This window comes from Gilvimarinus polysaccharolyticus (assembly GCF_001187555.1).
Lineage (GTDB): Bacteria > Pseudomonadota > Gammaproteobacteria > Pseudomonadales > Cellvibrionaceae > Gilvimarinus > Gilvimarinus polysaccharolyticus.
Genome location: NZ_LFIJ01000002.1, coordinates 860106 through 879310 on the forward strand (window position 1 = coordinate 860106; position 19205 = coordinate 879310).

The window sequence follows — 19205 nt, forward strand, 5'->3', positions numbered from 1 at the left end:
ATTGGACTTCCCATACTGCCCTAGCGGTGGCGTTCTACTTTGATGCTTCTGACTTAAAAACTAGTATTGGTGAATTTCATACATGGAGTCTTAATATGTCAATTCGATCGACACAGAAAAGTATTATGTTGAAAAAACAACAAAAAATCGACATATAAAATTGATATGTCGATCCGATCGACATAAACTGACCCAATTGTTCATTTATGTCGATTTAGACTGGAAATTTAAACATGACCTGGCAAGCAGAGCAGCCTTACAACCAATTACCCACATTGCCGCCAAACCTAGATGTCATAGAAACTAGGGCTGTGCTGAAAGCCTGTATTACTGCGCGTGCCGCTGTAGCAGAGTTAAAAAAGGCTGGGGAGCTCATTCCTAACCAAAGTATGCTTATTAACTTATTGCCTTTGCTGGAAGCAAAAGACAGCTCAGAAATTGAAAATATTGTCACCACGACCGATAAGCTTTTTCAGTATGCACTAGAAGATAAAGGCGCAGATCATCCAACTAAGGAAGCATTACGCTACAGAACGGCGTTATACCAAGGTTATATGCAGCTTGAAAAGAAGCCGCTATGCACAGCGACTGCCATTGAGGTCTGTACTACGTTAAAGCACGCTGAAATGGATATTCGTAAAGTACCGGGTACTTTTATAGGCAACCAAACGACAGGAGAAATTATCTATACACCGCCTGCTGGAGAAAACGTTATCCGCGACTTGTTAACCAACTGGGAGCGATTTTTTCATGATGACGATGATCTGGATCCACTGATAAAGATGGCGGTTAGTCACTATCAATTTGAAGCCATACACCCATTTTATGATGGGAATGGTCGAACAGGACGTATTTTAAATGTTTTGTACCTTATTGAATGTGGTCTTTTAACGCTACCTATTTTGTACTTAAGTCGTTTCATCGTTCATAACAAACAAGACTATTATCGCCTGTTGAACCAAGTGACCAAAGATCAGAATTGGGAAGAGTGGCTGTTATTTATGCTAAAAGGTGTCGAGCAAACGGCTATATGGACCTGTGAAAAAATTACAGCGATTAGAGCGCTTATGGAAAGTACAACCGAGTACATAAAGGCACAGCTACCCAAAATTTATAGCTATGAGCTTGTTCAGCTTATTTTTGAACAACCCTATTGCCGTATCAGTAACCTAGTTGAACGTGATATTGCAAAACGCCAAACTGCTTCAACCTATTTAAAGCAGTTAACTAAAATTGGTGTGCTGCAAGAAATCGATTCAGGAAAGGAAAAATTATTTGTACATCCACGGTTGATGACGCTAATGACACAAGACAGTAATAGTATTAATGCTTTTTGAGGTGAGTAATATTACCCCCAGTCATTCGCACAGTGGAACAAATGACGAGAGGAGCAGGGTGAGAAGTGTAACTATAACTTCTTTATTTGTAGGCTGAGGCGAATGATCTAAATTGCTCTAACAAAAACACCCCGCAGGGCAACCGGCGGGGTGTTTTTTGTTAACCAGTGCAGTGCGGATTACTGATCGGTAACCGCGCCTTCACTTGCCGAGCTTACTAGGCGCGCGAATTTAGCCAGTACGCCGCGGGTGTAGCGTGGCGCAGGTTGTGTCCAGTTGCGGCGGCGGGTGGCTAGTTCGGCTTCGGTTAGGTCGACGTCGATGGTGTTGGCTTCGGCATCGATGGTGATGATGTCGCCGTCTTTTACCAATGCCAATGGGCCGCCGTCAAAGGCCTCGGGGGTTACGTGACCTACGACAAAGCCGTGGCTGCCGCCGGAGAAACGGCCATCGGTAATTAGTGCAACATCGTTGCCTAAGCCGCGGCCCATAATGGCGGAGGTGGGGGTTAGCATTTCGCGCATACCGGGGCCGCCACGGGGGCCTTCGTAGCGAATGACGACGACATCGCCTGCGACAACGGTGCCATCGTTAATGCCGGCTTGGGCTTGCTCTTCAGAGCCAAAAACTCGAGCATTACCGCGAAAGTGGGTGCCTTCTTTACCGGTAATTTTGGCAACGGCGCCCTCGGGGGCTAGGTTACCGTACAAGATACGCAGGTGGCTTTCGGCTTTGATCGGGGCTGATAGCGGGGCAATGATTTCTTGATCGTCTGGGTAGTGGGTGACGCTGGCGAGGTTTTCGGCCAGGGTTTGTCCGGTAACGGTGAGGCAATCGCCGTGCAGCATGCCGGCTTCTAGCAGTACCTTCATAAGTGGTTGGATGCCGCCAATGGCGACCAGTTCGCTCATCATGTAGTGGCCGCTGGGGCGCAGGTCGGCGAGCATGGGTACGCGTTTGCCGATCTCGGTAAAGTCGTTGAGCGAGAGGTCGACATCGACAGTGCGGGCCATGGCGATCATGTGCAGCACGGCGTTGGTGGAGCCGCCCAGCGCAATGATGACGGTGATGGCGTTCTCGAAGGCTTTGCGGGTCATGATGTCTGACGGCTTTATGTCTAGCTCTAGCAATTTAAGTACGGCTTCACCGGCACGTTGGCAGTCGTTGCTTTTCTCGCTAGAGACGGCGTTTTGCGCCGAGCTACCGGGCAGGCTCATGCCCAGCGCTTCGATGGCCGAGGCCATGGTGTTGGCCGTGTACATGCCGCCGCACGAGCCGGGGCCGGGAATTGCGGTTTCCTCGATTTCTTTTAGCTCGATCAGGTTTATATCGCCGCGCGAGTGAGCGCCCATGGCTTCAAATACCGAGACAATATCGGTGTGATTTTTACCGGGCAAAATGGTGCCGCCGTAAACAAATACACTTGGACGGTTGAGCCGCGCCAAGCCCATCAGGCAGCCGGGCATGTTTTTATCGCAGCCACCAATGGCAACTAGGCCATCAAAACCTTCGCAACCGGCCACGGTTTCGATGGAGTCGGCAATCACCTCGCGCGAGACTAATGAATACTTCATCCCTTCGGTGCCGTTGGCAATGCCGTCAGAGATGGTAATGGTATTAAAAATAACGGCCTTGCCGCCGGCGGCATCAGCGCCATCGCGGGCGTGTTCGGCTAATTCGCCAATATGGCTATTGCACGGGGTTACCATGCTCCAAGTAGAGGCAATGCCCACCTGAGGTTTTTTAAAGTCGGCGTCGGTAAAGCCTACTGCGCGCAGCATGGCGCGGCTAGCCGATTTACCGGGGCCGTCGACTACTGAGGCGGAATGGCGGCGGCGTGGATCGTTGGGTGTATCGTTCATACAAGCTCCTGTGGCAGGTTGCATAATCCAGAACTTGCTCTGGAGGTTGGCCGCCCAACCTGCCCAGCGTTTGGCTGCGACTGATGGGAACAGCGAGAGGGTGTGGTGGCAAACTACATGGCCTCACGGGTAAAGCCTGTCAAGTCGCTATAATATCAGGTCGCGGTCCGTTGGACGAAGATCATTACGGTTAGAGAGACATTAACGCTAATTTCCCGCGTGACTAAGAGCTGTGCTGACGTTTGTTGTCGCGGACTGTAGTGACCACTAATGGCTAAAATAAAACGTCATCAATGCTCGGCGACACCTCTACCAATCTTTTAATGGCGCTGCGCTGGGTGTTAAGCGCTTGGGCTAAACGGGGGGCGGCTATATCATCTACGCGCGGATGGTAGTGGCGCGGTCTAATGCCCATGCCTTCAAATACCGAGTACCAGCTGGTGGCGCGGAACAGATCGTCTACCCCTGGGCGCAACAGGCCCTGGGCTTTAAATAAATTAATCCGTTGGGCGAGTGAATCGGGCAGTGTTTGGCTGGCGCAGTCGCGCCAAAATGGCGAGTCGCGGCGCTGACTGATACAGTAGTGTAAGAGTATAAAGTCGCGAATTTCTTCAAAGTCGGCGCGCATCCGGCGGTTGTATTCGGCGCTTAATATGGGGTCGCATTGAGTGGTGGGAAAGTAGCGTAAAAAATATTCTACGCCGCGTGCGATAAGGTGGATCGAGGTGGACTCTAGCGGTTCGATAAAGCCCGCCGCAAGCCCGATGGACAGGCAGTTGTGCTGCCAAAATGAGCGGCGATGACCGGGCTTAAAGGCGATAAAGTGTGGGTCGGTTATACGTTGGGCGTCTAGCTGCCTAAACAGGGTCGATTTAGCCTGAGCATCGGTGCAGTGTTTATTTGAGTATACGTGGCCAAAACCGGTGCTGTTTTTTAGCGGTATGCGCCACATCCAGCCAGTTTTTGAGGCCGTAGCCTCGGTGAAGGGTTTGTAGGTGCCCAAGCTTTGGGTTTTTACCGACACCGAGCGATCACAGGGCATTAAGTCTGACCAGTCGTTATAGCCAACAGCCAATTCACCTTCTATTAGCCGGGCGGCAAAGCCGGTGCAGTCGATAAAAAAATCGGCGCTGATGATTTGGCCGTCTTCTAATTGCAGTTGTTGCAGCTGGCCGTTGGTTTTTTTTGTGGCGCTAACAACTTTGCCTTCGGTGCGTTTTACACCGCGGGCGCAAGCGTAATTACGAAAGTACTGCGACCCCAAGGTGGCATCCATATGCAGTGCGTAGCTGGTGCCAGCTGCAGAGGCTAATCCGGGTTGATAAAAACGTCTTGCTTGAGCCAGCGCCGCGCAGGGTGAGTGTGCCATTAAACTATGGGTGTTGCCTTGCTGGTTAGCGCGCAACCAGCACTGGTAAAACTCGTGTTGGTCTATATTTTGGCCCAGTGCGCCAAAGGGGTGAAAGTATTCGTGGTTAGATTCGGCCCAGTGGCGGTAACGTATACCTAGCTTGTAGCAGCCGTCGGTTTGCTCGACAAAGGTTTTTTCATTAATACCTAAATTGCGCAACAATCCAATAAACGGCGGAATGGTAGATTCGCCAACCCCGACAATACCAATATCGGTCGATTCGATCAGTTGAATCTGGCAGGCGCTGCTCGGTAGATGGGCGGCGAGCATGGCGGCAGCAACCCAGCCTGCGGTACCACCACCGACTATCGCAATACGTCGAATAGGGCTGTTTTGATCGGAGCTAGTTTGCATACATCACCAATAATTGTTGTCGATCAGCAGGGCCTCAGATGCGCCATGAGTTTGCGACCAGCAAGCGCGGCCGCATAAGTCTATGACTTCTGTGGCGAGCGAATCTATATCATCCACACAAGGAAAACTGGCCCGCGTGAGTAACGCTATTTTACGAGTAAATTCGCCATCTAGTGCTCGCGCGGCTAAGCCATCGGCGGCTAAACGTGCGTTGTTTATTAACGACAGTGGAGCAATGGTTATACCGCCGGCAACGCTGATGTGTTGCAGCAATGTATGAAGCCCAACATTCAGTTGCTCTACCGTTTTAACCGCTGCCAGCAGTTGTGGGTAATCGTCAGTGATGTCGCGTTTGAGCGATCCGCTTGGCAGCCATAAATGCTCTTCGGCCAGAGCGGCAAGTGGCAGATGCACAGCAAGCGCGAGTGGATCATGTTGCCGCATGACCACCACTAAGGGCTCTTCAGTTAAGAGCCGTGTGGTTGCGCCCTCGATGTATTGATAAGAGGCGATAACGACATCTAGCTCGCCATCAAGCAGTTGTTTAATGAGGCCGGAGCTGACGCCCTCGGCTAATGTTAATGGCGTTTGTGGCGCGCGATAGCTTAACTGCTGGGTAAGTCTTGGCAAGTAATAAGGCGCATACGCGTCGCACACTCCTATATTTAGCGGTTGCGATAAGCGCGTTTGGGCGCTGGCCGCCAACAAATCAATGTTGTTGCTGTGTTGCAGTGCCTGCCGGGCTTTGGCGACAACTCTTTGCCCATCTGGGGTAATGCGTACGCCACTGCGGTCGCGCTCAAATAACACTAGGTTGAGCTCAGCCTCTAAGGCCTTTACGGCCATACTAAGGGCACTTTGGCTAACGCAGCAATGAGCTGCCGCTTGGCCAAAATGTCGCTTATCGGTGAGCGCGACTATGTATTTAAGCTGGGTTAGCGTCATAGGAGTTAAAGGGGTTAATATTGTGCTACAAGCTTAATAGTGAAAACTGATCGATATTGTATTGTGTCTGCCAGGGTAAATCACGTAAAACACCGTAGTTCGTTAAAAAGCACTCGATAGTTTGAGTTAAGGCGAGCAATACGCTGGCTTTTTAAGCGTTAAGTCACACTGTTTTTTTCATAAAATAATAAGGCACGATATGACAATTGTTCCTCCTCCTAAGCGATATTTGTGGGTCTGGCTACTTTGGATGGCCCTGTTTTACCTTGTTTGGATCTGGCTGCTGCAGGCCGACGGGGCCTGGTTGGCGGCAGTTAGCCACTGGCCGATGGCGCTGGCAATGGCGGTGGGCAGTTACGCTGCAGGTTCAACCCCGATGGGCGGTGGCACGGTGGGGTTTCCGGTTTTGGTGTTGCTGTTTGATATGCCGGCAACGCTGGGGCGCGATTTTAGTTTTGCGGTACAGTCTATTGGCATGGTGAGCGCTGCAATTTTTATTATCGCTCGACGTCAGCCGTTGGCTTGGGCCATGTTAAAAGGCGCCGTCGCCGGTGGTGTTATTGGTTTGCCTATCGGCATTATGTTTTTTGCGCCGCTGATTCCTGAGTTGTGGATTAAAGTTACCTTCGCGGTACTGTGGGGCAGTTTTGGTGTTTTGCATCTGTACCGGATTAACGAAATATCTGGCAACATCGGAATGACCGAGTTTGATGAGCGGTGGGATATGCGAGTTGGCTTTATTTTGGGCTTGGTGGCCAGCTTGCTTGCTGTGTCTGTGACCGGTGTGGGTATTGATATGATGCTCTATGCCGCATTGGTTTTACTTTGCCGAGCCGATTTAAAGGTGGCGATTCCCACCTCGGTGGTGATTATGGCTTTGGCCTCGGTTTACGGGGTGGCGATTAAAACACTTACTAACAGTTGGGAGCCTGGTGTGTATGAAAACTGGCTGGCGGCGGCGCCGGTAGTTGCTTTAGGTGCACCGCTAGGGGTATTTATTGTCGATCGAATTGGCCGTAAACCTATTTTATTGATTGTTGCGGTACTGTGTGTTGGTCAGTTTGTTTGGACCTGTACGGCCGAAAGCGATGCGCTGGGTTGGGGTGGCATTGCGTTATCTATCGTGGCGCTGTGTTTTTGTTTGTGGGTGTTTGAGCGGCTGCGCAGCTGGGGTAATGTGTTGGTTAGCAACGCAAAGCGCAAACAAGAGCCCACAGCTCACGCAGATGATAAGCAAACGGTAATAGATGCCGCAGGCCTTGAGCAATCTGCGCCGTAAGTGAATATGTGAGTTACTGATTAGGCTAAAGCAAAAGGGCGAGCTGCATGGTCAGGCTCGCCCTTTTTTTATTTTTTGTTTATGTTGCACCAGCTCTTTAGGTAGAGCCTTGTAACTTCTGGTCGTTTGTCTGGATTGTGGTTACGCCGTAGGGAGGACAATTTTTGGTCGGTGCCGATCAGTTGCTGCGGTTGTTGTTAGGCGGGCGGTGTCAGGCTGGCCTTAAGTCGAAAATTTAACATTGACTAGTCTTACATCAAAAATTAATACCGCATTTGGGCCAATTTTATTACCAACGCCTTTTTTGCCCCACGCTAATTCGGAGGGTACGACAAACTCAAATCGGGCGCCCTCGCACATTAGCTGTAAGCCTTCGCGTATACCGGGGATAGCTTCCTTCATTGTGAATTCGTCGGCAATGCCCTCTTTATAAGTGTCGCCAATAATCTTACCGCCCACCAGCTGGATGCGCTGATTAACCACAACCGTATCGGTTACTGTAGGATTTATGCCTCTGCCGGGTTCGAGTTCGCGGTACAGCAAACCGCTGGCAGTTTCTTGTACATCGCTTTTTTGACGATACTTATTGATGTGGTCGTCTCCAGCTTTACGGTTTTGGCCGGCGGAGCCTTTGTTGAGTTTCTTATTAGCCATGTGTTGTCCGATTGATTATAGGTTTGTCATTTTAACCTGTATTAAGGCTTGTGCGCTCACGGTTTTGTTTTGGCTGCTTGGCCGTAGCAAATGGGTGAGCTGGGCTCGCTTTGACAGTGGCGGTCCTCTTCGGCCAATGTATCGAGTAAATATTGGCGCAGTATTGGCAGCGGTGATTGGTTGGGGTCGCGGTTGGCGCTAAGTAAGGTTAGGCGGCCGTTACGAGCGTGGCGCAGCAAAAGGGTAAGGTTGTCGGGGTTGTTGTTGAGTTCGTTGCGGTAGGCGTGAGAGAAAGCCTCTGGGGTAAGTTCACCACGCAGCCAGCATTGGCGCAAGCCATTAGAGGGGGCGGCATGTTGCTGCCAGTCGTCAATGTTTAAATCTTCTCGCTTGCGCTCGCGAGGCCAGAGACGATCGACCAAGATGCGCATGCCATCTTGGGGGCTGGCGTTGTCGTATAGCCGTTTAATGGCGACGACGGGCTTCATGACGACTCCTTACCTAAGGCATTTGCGTAAAGGTCTTAGTGTAACGCTTGGGCCGGCGAAAGCTCAAATGGGCAAGGTTATAGCGATTCCATTTGCTGCCGTTCATGCTCGAGTTGCGCTAATGCTTGCTCGCGGTTAAGCGCATCGGCTGGTGTTAATAAAGTGACGACAACTGCAGCTATAAGAGCGACGATGACTGCAGGGATAATAGGGTTGCCCCAAAAATCCAGATAAAAGTTGGCGACGACCAGTGAGCTGGCAGAGGCGGCCAGCAGCGCCGCTAAAGCTCCTGTCCAATTAAATCGGGGCCAAAACCGACCCAATAAACCACAGACAAATAACCCCGTCATAACGGTGGCGATCATTGTCGTGATGTAGCTGATAATGTCGTTAGACAATAACGCAAAGATCAGGGCGATAAAAATAATGGCCATCAGTGATATGCGTGAGTACCCCACGACTTTATCTCGCGCTGGCATACGTCCGGTCACTAAGCTGAATAGATCGCGCAGCAAAATAGAGACGCCGGCAATTGCATCGGAGCTGGCGCTCGACATGGTGGCCGAAAGTCCCGCAATAAGTACTAGTATGCCCAGCCCTAAAGGTAAAACTTCAGCGGCTAAATAAGGGAATGCAAAATTTCGGTTGTCGAGCTCTGGGTTAAGCGCGTACGCACTCATACCGATAATAGCGGGAATACAAGAGAACGCTAAGTACAGAGTTCCCGATGTGTAAAATGATTTGCGCACAGCGCTGGTATTGTGAGCCGAGTAAATTCGTTGTCTAAATGACGGTGTGGCTAATACTCCCACGGCTATTACGGCAACCAATGAGACGCCGTGCAATACACCGATGGACTTTAAAGCTAAAAATGAAATATTAACGTCTGGTTGCGCGTTGAGTAAAGTATTCCAGCCGCCGACCTGGTCGATGGCGAACAGCGCCATTAAAATAAAACCAACGAATAAAATAATCGCCTGTAATGTGTCGGTCCAAACTACTGCGTTATAGCCGCCAATAATGACATAAATGGCAAAACTTACAGCAATAATAATTTTAGCGAACTGTAAGTCGATGTCGGTAATCCATGCAAGGTACAGTCCGCCGCCTAAAATATGTGCGCCGAGCCAGCCGATACTGGCAATAAAAATTAATACGGCAACGATATTTTTAACCCATTTGTTGGCGCCTACATAATATGAGATCTCTTCGCTCATGGTCATAAAGCGCAGTGCGCGTACCGGTGCAAACCACAGTCCCAGTAATAAAATACCCACGGCACCGCCAATGCCGTAAAGTGTACCGCCCCAACCGTTGGCGTAGCCAAAGCCTACCGCGCCCATTGATGAGCCGGTACCCACCATTGTGGCGACGGTCGTGCCGATGGTAAGAAAGATAGGTAAGCCGCGGCCGGCGAGTAAGAAGTCTTCGCCGTTTTTATTGCGCCGTGAGACAAAAACACTTAATGCGATTAACGCTAAAACATAAACGGCTAAAGCGTTTAGAAAAACAGTAGTATTCATAATCGGTGCACAGAATAAATGTTATTAGTATATAAATAGCCTTAAGGCTGGCGCGATGATTTCAGTAGAACGCTAATCTGGTTTTTTATAACAAATCACACCAACTTCAACCTTGCAGTCGACAACGAGATCACATACCGAACAAATTCTAGCCGGGGGATGGTCGCCAAAATTATCTTTAAACACTTTGTTAAACGATTGAAAATAACGTGCGTCGGTTAAGATAACTGTAAGGTGTACAACGTGTTCGCGGTCATAGCCGGCGTTGCGCATGATTTTTAGACAATTATCAATGGCCAGTTGAGATTGCTCGACAGTGCTGCCTTCGACAACCTCGCCGTTAAGCATTGGCGTTTGGCCCGACACATAGAGCCAGCCATCGGCACCTGCCGCGTGTGAAAAAGGCAAATGTTGCCCGCCGGTACCGGTACTGCCTTCAGCGCCATAACGTTTAATGCTCATAAAGTTTCTCCTTTAATAATAAAGTGTCAGTGGTTGGTGACTGACGAAATAAAAACTGCCCGGCGCGGCCGGGAGTAGCTTGCCCGGGGCGATAGCTTAATACTCCATTTACCCATACGTACTCGATACCGCTGGCCACTTGCTTGGGGTTGGTAAAGGTGGCGAGGTCGCGAATGTTTTGATAATCAAACAGTACTAAGTCGGCCCAGTTTCCGATTTTTATTTCTCCACGACCGTTAAGTTGAAATTGTTTGGCACTTAAGCCGCTCATTTTGTGCACCGCCTCTGGCAGGGGCAGTAATCCGGTGTCGCGACTGTAGTGGCCTATGACGCGGGGGAAAGTGCCCCACAAGCGTGGGTGTGGGTGTGGGTCGTTGGGTAAACCGTCCGAGCCGATCATGGTGCGCGGATAGCGCAAAATATTGGCAACGTCTTGCTCGGCCATGCAGTAATACACAGCGCCAGCCGGCTGCAGGCGTTTAGCGGCGGCTATTAAATCGCACTGCCAGTGCTGGGCTATCTCGTGTAGGTAGCGGCCAGCTTGATCAGGCTCGGCCTCTGACCAAGTAATAAAAATATCGGTATCGTTGGTGACTTGAGCTAAGTCTAAGGTGCTGGAACTGGCGGCGTAAGGGTAGCAGTCGCATCCGACAGTTTGTTTTTTTGCGGCAAGTTCTAAGGCGTTTAACAATTGTTCACTGCGGTTCCAGTTGCCTTTTCCGGCGCACTTTAAGTGCGATATAACCAGCGGTACTTTGCCTTGTTTGGAGGTGATGAACGCCTCATCCATGGCCTCAAGAATGCCATCAAATTCGGTGCGTAGATGGGTGGTATAAATGCCGCCGGCGCGACCTAACTCGGCCGTCATGGCTTGTACTTCTTCACTGCTGGATTGTTTCGCGTTGGCGTAAGCAAGCCCCGAGCTTAGCCCAAGTGCGCCGTCGTCCATCGCTTGGCGTAAATCGGCGCACATGGCCGCAAGCTCCTGAGCTGTTGCACTGCGCTCGAGCTCACTCATGTGATTATTACGAATCGCGGTGTGGCCCACCAGTGCGCCGACATTAACACTAGGTTGGGCACGGATTACGGCGGCGACATAATCGCTAAATTTGGGGTAGCAAAAATCGTGTTGTTGGCCCAACAAGTTAAGTGGATCGGGGGGCGCGCAGGTTAAGTGCACGGGGCTTGCGCTAATGCCGCAGTTGCCAACGATTACTGTGGTGACGCCTTGGCTAATTTTGGTGGGCATGCTCGCGGCGTCGATAACATTAATGTCATCGTGGGTGTGAACGTCAATAAAACCCGGAGCTAAATGAAGGCCGGCGGCGTTAATAACTTCGTGCGCCACGCCTTTAAGGTTAATGGCGATGTCGTGAATGCGGCCGTTTAGGATGCCGACATCGGCCGTGTAAATAGGGCCGCCGCTACCATCAATCACTTGGGCGCCGCGAATAACTGTATCAAAAACCATAACTTATTGAATTGCCTTGGTTGATACACTCGGGCGCCCGGTGGTCAGTCACCTAGTGGTAGGCGGTCTCGACCTTGTTTGTGGCTGTCCAGAGTGTGCTTAATACGCCTGAGCGTTTCTCGACTTTTACGTTTGTGACGCGTGGCCAGCTCAGTTGCTAGAACATCAATGGCTGCCAGCATTACGTAACGTGAAGCGCTGGGTTTAAAAATATAATCGGTTTCCATTGTTTCAATGGGCACCAGTTGATCGACGCCTCGACCCAACGGTGAATCTTGGGTGGTTATGCCAAGTGCGCGCGCGCCATAATTTTGGGCTATTTCCATCGCATCTTGAACGTCGGGGCTATAGCCGCCAACCGATAGACAAATCACCACATGGCTGTTGTCCACCGCTGCCGCAGCCATGCGCATTAGCATTGGATCGCAATAAGCCGAAGCGCTAAAGCCTAAGCGAAACAAGCGGTACTGGAACTCTTGCGCCATAATTGTAGAGCCGCCGCCGACACCAAAAATTAGCACTTGTTTGGCGGGTGATAACAGTTCAATCGCCGCGTGAATTACGTCTTCGGTTAGGAGTGTGGCGTTGTGCTCAAGCGCGACTTTAATGGCTTCATAAACACCATGTGTGGTGCTGGGTTCTATTTTTTCCTCGGTATAAAAGCGTTCGCCAACGGCTAAAGATTGCGCTAATCGCAGCTTTAAATCGCGTACATTGGTGCAATCTACAGCCCGCGCAAAGCGGGTAATTGTGGCCTCACTAACACCGGCACGTTCGGCCAGCTCACTAATATTTGCGTGTGCCGCAAAGCTCATGTCGTCTAGTACAACACGTGCTATTTTTTGCTCTGCGCTTCGCAGTTGCCCAAACAGGGTGCTAATACGCGAGACGATGTCGGGCTCATGAGGCATTTTGATTATCCTTACATCTGTTGACTGGGATGTGTCTATGGCAGCGTACACGCACTGCTTTTTACGAGATGTAAGAATACGCCAAACTAAGATCCGATAACACAGAGTTGCCCCCGCTTATTGGCACACTGGTGCGGTTATCTATTGACGCAGTATAACGCTTATGATTGTAACTATCAAAGAATGGATTATATTTAGGATATTTATTATCATTGCCTTGCTAGTAAACGCAGAGCAAGGCGGCAGCGGCTAACATTGGCGCGCAGCAATGCTTATTGTTCCCCTCGATACATCCACAATAGGTAAAAGGTCCTTTATGAGAGACAGTTGTTCCGTTGGTTCTAGCGTGGTTAGACCGGATGCCGTAACTAACAAGGGTACTGGATCTAATGGCGTCTATGGGGTGGGGGTAAGCCTACTGGATGAGGTTATTAGTCTGCCAGCTGCGGTTGTCTACCAGTCACGGTTGGATAACAACATCAGTTGGATGCAAAAGTATGCCGATTCCCGAGGCGTAGTATTGGCCCCGCACGGTAAAACTACTATGGCACCGGCTTTTTTTCAGCGTCAGCGCGATGCTGGAGCTTGGGGGTTAACGGTAGCCACGGCTCAACAAGCTACGGCAGCGCATGCGGCGGGTATCAGTTGGGTGTTAATGGCCAATCAATTGGTGGGGCGCGGCAATATGACGCTGATCGCTGAATTGCTTGCTGATGCATCGTTTGAGTACTTTTGTTTGGTGGACTCTATAGAAAACATTGCGCAGTTGGGCCGTTTTTTTGCCGAGCAAAAGTTAACCTTGAATGTACTGATTGAAGTTGGAGTTAGCGGTGGGCGTTGTGGCTGCCGCACTCAAAAGCAGGTTGATGTGCTGTGTGCGGCCATTGCGCGCGAGCCACACTTAGCTTTAGTTGGGGTGGAAACCTATGAAGGTGTTATTTCGGGTGCCGATGCGCCGGTTAAAATTCGTCAACACCTATTAAAGGTACGCAATATCGCCGAGCTTTTAATGCGGCGCGGTGAGTTTGCAGTCGACAAAGCCCTTTTAACCGGGGCGGGATCGGCATGGTATGACATTGTTTGTGATGTTTTTTCTGAGGTTGATACCCAGCATTTTATTCCTGTTATTCGTCCCGGTTGTTATTTGATTCACGATCGGGGAATTTACATGGATGCACAACAAAAAGTGCGCCAGCGTTTAGGTGATAGCTGCGCTGTAAGTGGCGACTTGCAATCGGCCTTAGAGGTGTGGGCTTACGTACAGTCGATCCCGGAGCCCGGCAATGCGATTTTAACGGTGGGTAAACGCGATGCGGCGTTTGATGCAGGCTTGCCGCAGCCGAGTTTGCATTATCGACCGGGCTGGCTGGCACCGGTTGCGGCAAGCTCGGGTTGGGAGTTGTATCATATTATGGATCAGCACAGTGCGATGCGCTTTGATCCTGAGGCCGACCTTAAGGTGGGTGATATTATCGCGTTATCCACCTCGCATCCGTGCCTGACTTTTGACAAATGGCGTAAATTAAATGTGATTGACGATAGCTACACGGTGATTGAACAGGTGGATACATGCTTTTAACAATCACTAAGCGCAGAATTTTTGGGCTGGTATTGATGGTTTTTTTAACTGCGCAGCCTTGGGTCGCGACACAAGCTTCACCTGTACAGCAAGAGCCAATAGAAACATCATTGGCGTTAATGCCTTATCCGAAAAATATAGTGCGAATGGCGGGCAGCTTAAAAATTGTCGCGCCATTGCAATTGGAAAATCCCGCTGCCGCCAGCGAACGTGTTAGCGCTGCATTAGTACGATTAAATACAATGTTATTACAGCGATCCGGGTTGAATGATACGGCGAAAGGTCCGTTAATACGATTGCGCAGTCGAGCAAAAAACTCTGCAGTTATTCAAGCCCCCGCGGCTACCCTTGAGCGCGCCGATGAGTCTTATCAGTTAACTGTAAACGAGGCCGGTATTACTGTGGTGGCCAGTACCGATTTGGCAGTGTTGCGGGCGTTAACCACGTTAATGCAGTTGGCCGGTGACAATGGTTCGGTCGAGATTCCGTTTGTGATTATCGACGATGCCCCGCGATTTACCTGGCGAGGGTTATTGTTAGATTCGGTGCGTCACTTTTTATCTGTCGAAACAATAAAACGGCAAATAGATGGGATGGCCGCGGCAAAGCTTAATGTTTTGCATTGGCATTTAACCGATGATCAAGGCTGGCGATTTGAGTCCCAAGCTTACCCTAAGCTTACGCAGCTAGCGTCCGGCGGCCAATTTTATAGTCGCGCAGAAATAAAACAGGTGGTTGCTTACGCCGAAGCACGTGGCATTTACGTTTTACCTGAAATTGATATGCCAGGGCATAGCAGTGCTATTGCTGTAGCGTATCCAGAGCTTATGTCTGCGCCTGGCCCTTACTTGCCAGAAGATCGCTGGGGGGTGCACAAACCGTTGCTTAACCCTGCCAATGAAGCTGTATACATATTTGCCAGCGCGATCTTCCAAGAGGTCGCAGAGTTGTTTCCGTTTCCTTATGTACATATCGGTGGCGATGAAATAGATCCGGAGCACTGGCATAACAATAGCGACATTCAAGCATTTATGGCGACAAAGCAATTGCCCGACACCCACGCCTTGCATACGTATTTTAATAGCCGCTTGGCGGCTATGCTCGCCCAGCTGGATCGCACCATGGTTGGCTGGGATGAGGTGCTGCACAGTGATTTAGCGAAAGGTACCGTGGTGCAAAGTTGGCAGGGGCCAGATGCCTTAGCGCGGGCGGTTAATGCTGGCTTTCCGGCCTTGCTCTCTACAGGTTTTTATCTCGATCAGCCGCAAAGCTCGGCTTATCATTACCGGGTGATGTTGCAGCCCGAAGCCTTAAATATTAAAACTAACGCAGATGGTGACGAGCCCTGGCGCAGTTGGCGTTTTGTTATGCCGCGTAAACGGGGCAGTGCCGTGAGCGGAACATTAAGCGTGATCGGGGGCGGTGACACCCTGCGAGGGTTTGTTGATTTTAATGGTAAGTCGCGCGCAGACGTTAGTCATTTAACATGGCAAGATGATCAAGTTGGCTTCTTTTTAGATACTTGGATGGGACCCGTGCAGGCGCATCTGAAAATTGCTGGCGATACCATTAGCGGCCCAGTGTTAGTTGCAAACGCCCCTTATGAGTTGAGCGGAAAGTTAATTGCCAGCAATGAGCTTGTGGGTACGACCCTGCCGCTAGCAATTAGTAAAGATATTATCGCCGAGCAAAATATGTCTTTGGTGCTGGGTGGTGAGGCGGCCTTGTGGGGCGAAATGGTTGATGAGCACAATATTGATGTTCGTCTTTGGCCGCGTGCTTTTGCGGTGGCCGAACGGTTGTGGTCTAGTCGTGAATTACGCGATAGCGAATTTATGCATCAGCGGTTAGATGTTGTATCTCGGTGGGCCGAGCGCGTCGTTGGCTTACGGCATATTGCTCAGCAAGTCGAAGCGCTGGCAAGGCTGCCCGCTTCACAGCGTAAATTAGCTCTGATGTTAAGCAGTGCGTTGGAGCCGGCACAGTATTACCATCGGCATCATGAAAAGTCCGTTAGTGCTAGCTATTCACGACGTGATACTTTAGATAATTTCGTCGATACGTTGCCCGCAGAAAGTCGCGCAGCACAAAAGTTTTCCGCTAACCTTAAGCGTTGGCGAGTTAGCCGCAAAGATACCGCTGCACTTGTAGCCGCCATTGAGCAGTTAACCAAGTGGCAGCAAGCCGCTCAACTATTAGCGGATGAACTGCAGCGCCACGATCCAGCGGATTTGTTGCCAATTTGCAAGTCAGTGCAACAGGTTAGCACTTGGGGGTTGCGCTGGTTGGCCGCAGAGGCTGACGCAACACCGCTTACGAAACATGAATTAGAAAAAGCACAGGCAGAGCTGAAATCTGCCATGCAGATTCAACAAGAGATGATCGTAGCACCGGCCCATATTCTTTTTAATATGTTAGTCGAGTAAGTTGCAAAAAGATGTCGTATTGTTTGGGGCTTGGTACTTTATGTTTTTATCCCAGTCATAATTGGGGTAATAACTGCTAATTAGAATGTTGTAAAAGGCCGAAGTATGAAAAAAATACTATTGTTTAATTTTTTTATTGCAAGTGTTTTGGCGTTGCGTGTAAGCGCCTCTGTACCGCCGATTAGTGAGACTGAAGATTGGTTGGCCGAAAATACTTTTACCGCAGGGATAGAGGGGCCGGCGGTAGACCGCGCGGGCAATTTATACGCGGTAAACATCGAGCGGCAAGGCACGATTGGACTTGTCTCGGCTAAAAATACCGCTGAGGTATTTGTCGAGCTAAGCGGCACTAGTGTGGCCAACGCGATTCGCTTTGATGCAGCAGGCGATATGCTGCTTGCCGATTATGTTAATCATAATATTTTAAAAATAAAAATGGCCGACAAAAGCATCAGTGTCTTGGCGCATAACGATAAAATGAATCAGCCTAACGATATTGTGGTGGCTGACGGCGGTATTATTTATGCCAGTGACCCTAACTGGGATGACAATAGTGGCCAGCTTTGGCGTATAAACACTGACGGCACGAGCGACTTGCTTGAGACCGCTATGGGCACCACTAATGGTATTGAGCTAAGTCCTGATGGTCGTGCGTTATACGTGAATGAAAGCGTGCAACGTAATATTTGGCGCTATGATGTAGCCGCCGATGGCAGCATTACCAATAAACAGTTGTTTTTTAAGTTCGCTGACTTTGGTATGGATGGCATGAGTGTCGATATTGCTGGAAACGTGTATGTTGCGCGTTATGGGGCTGGCCGGGTGGCGGTGCTTTCGCCCCAAGGTGAACTGCTGCGCGAGGTGATTCTAACTGGTCAGCACCCCACTAATATTGCTTTTGGCGGCAAAGATGGCCGCCGCGTTTTTGTGACGATGCAAAAGCGCGGAACAGTAGAGTCATTTATTAACTCGTTACCCGGTAGTGACTGGGCTAAGTTACATGCGGCCGATAAATAATAAACTTTAACGTTAACGCGGGTTTAGTTTTACTTAGCGTGTGCGTCGAGCCGACGTTTATGTTGATTACTCATAGACATAAGCACAACTGAAGCCGGTTGCGATTTTTATAATGATTGATCGAGGGCATCAACCATTGCTGCAATGCCGTTGCCTCGAAGTTTTTTAAGCAGGGCTGCCAGCTCGTCGATTTCGGTTATCGCCACTTGGTTTTGCTCGTCTGGGTGCAGTCGGCCTTTGCTCACCATGGTGTCGACAAAGCCGCGGCTGGTGCCCAAGCGTGCAGCGCACTCGTTAAGACTTAGGTTTTTGCTCATACTTGTTCCGTTACCAAGTTTTAGGTGTGATGTTTGTGCCATAATAACGTTTTTAGCGCGCAGGCGTCGGTTAAAAACTGGATAAGACACTATGACTAAAGGCATCTTGTATACTGTATCGGCCCCGTCTGGCGCCGGTAAAACCAGCTTGGTTCACGCTCTGGTGGAGTCTAACCCAGAGGTGTGTGTGTCGGTGTCTCACACCACTCGGGTTAAGCGCCCTGGCGAGGTGGATGGTGCTGACTACCATTTTACCAGCCATGAGCAATTTGAGCAGATGCTCGAGCAAAGCGCCTTTTTAGAGCATGCACGGGTCTTTGGCAACTTGTACGGCACGAGTCAACAGTGGGTCGAGCAGACCTTAAGCTCGGGCATGGATGTTATTTTAGAGATCGACTGGCAGGGCGCCGAGCAAGTGCGCCGGCTGATGCCAGATACGGTCAGCTTATTTATTTTGCCTCCTTCTCTGCCGTGTTTGCGTCAGCGTTTAACCGGCCGCGGACAAGATGACCCAGAAGTAATCGCTGCGCGGATGGAGGAGGCGATGAACGAAATATCGCATTATGTAGAAGCCGATTACTTAATTATCAACGACGACTTCACCATGGCGTTGGCACAATTTCAGGCGTTAATTACCAGTCAACATCTACGCCAGCAGTTTCAGGCGGAGCGTCACGCAGAGCTGTTAAGTGCACTGTTGGCAAAATAATTAGGTAATTGACTAGGGGCGACGCTTCCCCCGCTGGATATTTTGTGTACAATGTCGCCCCCGCGTAGCGGCTACTCTGGCTCTTAACGCGTTTGTATCGCATAATACCCTTGGCTGGGTACACAATTTGTACTTGGCCGTTCAGACTGAAAAATCGACGGAAAATTTATGGCACGTATTACTGTTGAAGATTGCTTGGATCACGTAGATAACCGCTTTGAGTTGGTTATGGTTAGCAGCAAGCGCGCACGCCAATTGGCGGTGGGCGGCAAAGAGCCTAACGTTAATCCAGAAAATGATAAGCCCACCGTGATCGCCTTGCGCGAAATCGAAGAGGGCTTTATTGATGCCAGTATTTTACTGGAGCGTGACGAGCCAGCCCCAGCACCACGGGTTGAAGAGCATCACAGCTTCGATTCGCACATTTAAATCTGCTGCGGGGTTGCCCGCTAATTTGGGA

At 50.1% G+C, this 19205-nt stretch carries 17 protein-coding genes; 7 read left to right on the top strand and 10 right to left on the bottom strand.

What is annotated here, in order from left to right:
• Window positions 1-233 precede the first annotated feature (233 nt).
• A complete protein-coding gene (gene fic, locus GILYN3_RS12365) occupies window positions 234-1337 on the top strand; it encodes a protein adenylyltransferase Fic (RefSeq protein WP_049723270.1) in 1104 nt (367 codons plus the stop codon).
• A gap of 179 nt (window positions 1338-1516) precedes the next feature.
• On the opposite strand, the gene ilvD is transcribed toward fic, so the two are convergent.
• The 3 genes from ilvD to GILYN3_RS12380 form a co-directional block, all read right to left on the bottom strand.
• Window positions 1517-3199 carry a dihydroxy-acid dehydratase gene (gene ilvD, locus GILYN3_RS12370; protein WP_049723271.1) on the bottom strand — a complete coding sequence of 561 codons (1683 nt, stop codon included), beginning with the start codon at window positions 3197-3199 and terminating at the stop codon, window positions 1517-1519.
• A 274-nt stretch (window positions 3200-3473) separates the two neighbouring features.
• Window positions 3474-4964: a tryptophan halogenase family protein gene (locus tag GILYN3_RS12375; protein WP_049723272.1), complete on the bottom strand. Its 1491-nt coding sequence runs from the start codon at window positions 4962-4964 to the stop codon at window positions 3474-3476.
• Between the two features lie 3 nt (window positions 4965-4967).
• Window positions 4968-5909, bottom strand: coding sequence for a LysR family transcriptional regulator (locus GILYN3_RS12380; RefSeq protein WP_049723273.1), 942 nt, complete (start codon window positions 5907-5909; stop codon window positions 4968-4970).
• Between the two features lie 199 nt (window positions 5910-6108).
• Here GILYN3_RS12380 and GILYN3_RS12385 point away from each other — a divergent pair, with 199 nt between their 5' ends.
• Window positions 6109-7188 (top strand): sulfite exporter TauE/SafE family protein, encoded by a 1080-nt coding sequence (locus tag GILYN3_RS12385; protein WP_049723274.1) that lies wholly within the window; start codon window positions 6109-6111, stop codon window positions 7186-7188.
• A 222-nt stretch (window positions 7189-7410) separates the two neighbouring features.
• Here GILYN3_RS12385 and GILYN3_RS12390 read toward each other — a convergent pair whose 3' ends face one another.
• The 6 genes from GILYN3_RS12390 to GILYN3_RS12415 form a co-directional block, all read right to left on the bottom strand.
• A complete protein-coding gene (locus tag GILYN3_RS12390; protein ID WP_049723275.1) occupies window positions 7411-7842 on the bottom strand; it encodes an FKBP-type peptidyl-prolyl cis-trans isomerase in 432 nt (143 codons plus the stop codon).
• A gap of 56 nt (window positions 7843-7898) precedes the next feature.
• Complete coding sequence (locus GILYN3_RS12395) at window positions 7899-8330, bottom strand: DUF488 domain-containing protein (RefSeq protein ID WP_049723276.1); 432 nt, start codon at window positions 8328-8330, stop codon at window positions 7899-7901.
• 77 nt (window positions 8331-8407) lie between these two features.
• Window positions 8408-9853, bottom strand: a complete 1446-nt coding sequence (locus GILYN3_RS12400; RefSeq protein ID WP_049723277.1) for a sodium:solute symporter family protein — start codon at window positions 9851-9853, stop codon at window positions 8408-8410.
• Window positions 9854-9925: 72 nt separating this feature from the next.
• Window positions 9926-10315, bottom strand: coding sequence for a RidA family protein (locus GILYN3_RS12405; RefSeq protein ID WP_049723278.1), 390 nt, complete (start codon window positions 10313-10315; stop codon window positions 9926-9928).
• On the bottom strand, window positions 10305-11786 hold the full coding sequence (locus GILYN3_RS12410) for an N-acyl-D-amino-acid deacylase family protein (RefSeq protein WP_049723279.1): 1482 nt from the start codon (window positions 11784-11786) through the stop codon (window positions 10305-10307). The genes GILYN3_RS12405 and GILYN3_RS12410 overlap by 11 nt, the downstream gene beginning before the upstream one ends.
• A 44-nt stretch (window positions 11787-11830) precedes the next feature.
• On the bottom strand, window positions 11831-12697 hold the full coding sequence (locus GILYN3_RS12415) for a MurR/RpiR family transcriptional regulator (protein ID WP_049723280.1): 867 nt from the start codon (window positions 12695-12697) through the stop codon (window positions 11831-11833).
• A gap of 316 nt (window positions 12698-13013) precedes the next feature.
• On the opposite strand from GILYN3_RS12415, the gene GILYN3_RS12420 reads away from it, so the two are divergent.
• The 3 genes from GILYN3_RS12420 to GILYN3_RS12430 all read left to right on the top strand — a co-directional run bounded on the left by GILYN3_RS12420 (window position 13014) and on the right by GILYN3_RS12430 (window position 17719).
• Window positions 13014-14276, top strand: a complete 1263-nt coding sequence (locus tag GILYN3_RS12420; protein ID WP_084005421.1) for an amino acid deaminase — start codon at window positions 13014-13016, stop codon at window positions 14274-14276.
• Window positions 14267-16702, top strand: a complete 2436-nt coding sequence (locus tag GILYN3_RS12425) for a beta-N-acetylhexosaminidase (protein ID WP_049723282.1) — start codon at window positions 14267-14269, stop codon at window positions 16700-16702. Before GILYN3_RS12420 ends, GILYN3_RS12425 begins: the two co-directional genes overlap by 10 nt.
• A 105-nt stretch (window positions 16703-16807) precedes the next feature.
• Entirely contained in the window at window positions 16808-17719 is a 912-nt protein-coding gene (locus tag GILYN3_RS12430; RefSeq protein ID WP_049723283.1) for an SMP-30/gluconolactonase/LRE family protein, read from the top strand.
• 107 nt (window positions 17720-17826) lie between these two features.
• Here GILYN3_RS12430 and GILYN3_RS12435 read toward each other — a convergent pair whose 3' ends face one another.
• The gene (locus GILYN3_RS12435) at window positions 17827-18036 is read right to left on the bottom strand and encodes a hypothetical protein (protein ID WP_157484930.1); all 210 of its coding nucleotides are present in this window, start codon (window positions 18034-18036) and stop codon (window positions 17827-17829) included.
• 91 nt (window positions 18037-18127) lie between these two features.
• Between GILYN3_RS12435 and gmk the strand changes: the two genes are divergently transcribed.
• A complete protein-coding gene (gene gmk, locus GILYN3_RS12440; RefSeq protein WP_049723285.1) occupies window positions 18128-18745 on the top strand; it encodes a guanylate kinase in 618 nt (205 codons plus the stop codon).
• A 168-nt stretch (window positions 18746-18913) separates the two neighbouring features.
• On the top strand, window positions 18914-19174 hold the full coding sequence (gene rpoZ, locus GILYN3_RS12445) for a DNA-directed RNA polymerase subunit omega (RefSeq protein WP_049723286.1): 261 nt from the start codon (window positions 18914-18916) through the stop codon (window positions 19172-19174).
• The last annotated feature ends 31 nt before the right edge of the window (window positions 19175-19205 follow it).

Bases quoted from the DNA above. Each gene is read 5' to 3' on its own strand.
- fic (WP_049723270.1), top strand. From the start codon at position 234: ATGACCTGGCAAGCAGAGCAGCCTTACAACCAATTACCCACATTGCCG.
- ilvD (WP_049723271.1), bottom strand. From the start codon at position 3,199: ATGAACGATACACCCAACGATCCACGCCGCCGCCATTCCGCCTCAGTA.
- GILYN3_RS12375 (WP_049723272.1), bottom strand. From the start codon at position 4,964: ATGCAAACTAGCTCCGATCAAAACAGCCCTATTCGACGTATTGCGATA.
- GILYN3_RS12380 (WP_049723273.1), bottom strand. From the start codon at position 5,909: ATGACGCTAACCCAGCTTAAATACATAGTCGCGCTCACCGATAAGCGA.
- GILYN3_RS12385 (WP_049723274.1), top strand. From the start codon at position 6,109: ATGACAATTGTTCCTCCTCCTAAGCGATATTTGTGGGTCTGGCTACTT.
- GILYN3_RS12390 (WP_049723275.1), bottom strand. From the start codon at position 7,842: ATGGCTAATAAGAAACTCAACAAAGGCTCCGCCGGCCAAAACCGTAAA.
- GILYN3_RS12395 (WP_049723276.1), bottom strand. From the start codon at position 8,330: ATGAAGCCCGTCGTCGCCATTAAACGGCTATACGACAACGCCAGCCCC.
- GILYN3_RS12400 (WP_049723277.1), bottom strand. From the start codon at position 9,853: ATGAATACTACTGTTTTTCTAAACGCTTTAGCCGTTTATGTTTTAGCG.
- GILYN3_RS12405 (WP_049723278.1), bottom strand. From the start codon at position 10,315: ATGAGCATTAAACGTTATGGCGCTGAAGGCAGTACCGGTACCGGCGGG.
- GILYN3_RS12410 (WP_049723279.1), bottom strand. From the start codon at position 11,786: ATGGTTTTTGATACAGTTATTCGCGGCGCCCAAGTGATTGATGGTAGC.
- GILYN3_RS12415 (WP_049723280.1), bottom strand. From the start codon at position 12,697: ATGCCTCATGAGCCCGACATCGTCTCGCGTATTAGCACCCTGTTTGGG.
- GILYN3_RS12420 (WP_084005421.1), top strand. From the start codon at position 13,014: ATGAGAGACAGTTGTTCCGTTGGTTCTAGCGTGGTTAGACCGGATGCC.
- GILYN3_RS12425 (WP_049723282.1), top strand. From the start codon at position 14,267: ATGCTTTTAACAATCACTAAGCGCAGAATTTTTGGGCTGGTATTGATG.
- GILYN3_RS12430 (WP_049723283.1), top strand. From the start codon at position 16,808: ATGAAAAAAATACTATTGTTTAATTTTTTTATTGCAAGTGTTTTGGCG.
- GILYN3_RS12435 (WP_157484930.1), bottom strand. From the start codon at position 18,036: ATGAGCAAAAACCTAAGTCTTAACGAGTGCGCTGCACGCTTGGGCACC.
- gmk (WP_049723285.1), top strand. From the start codon at position 18,128: ATGACTAAAGGCATCTTGTATACTGTATCGGCCCCGTCTGGCGCCGGT.
- rpoZ (WP_049723286.1), top strand. From the start codon at position 18,914: ATGGCACGTATTACTGTTGAAGATTGCTTGGATCACGTAGATAACCGC.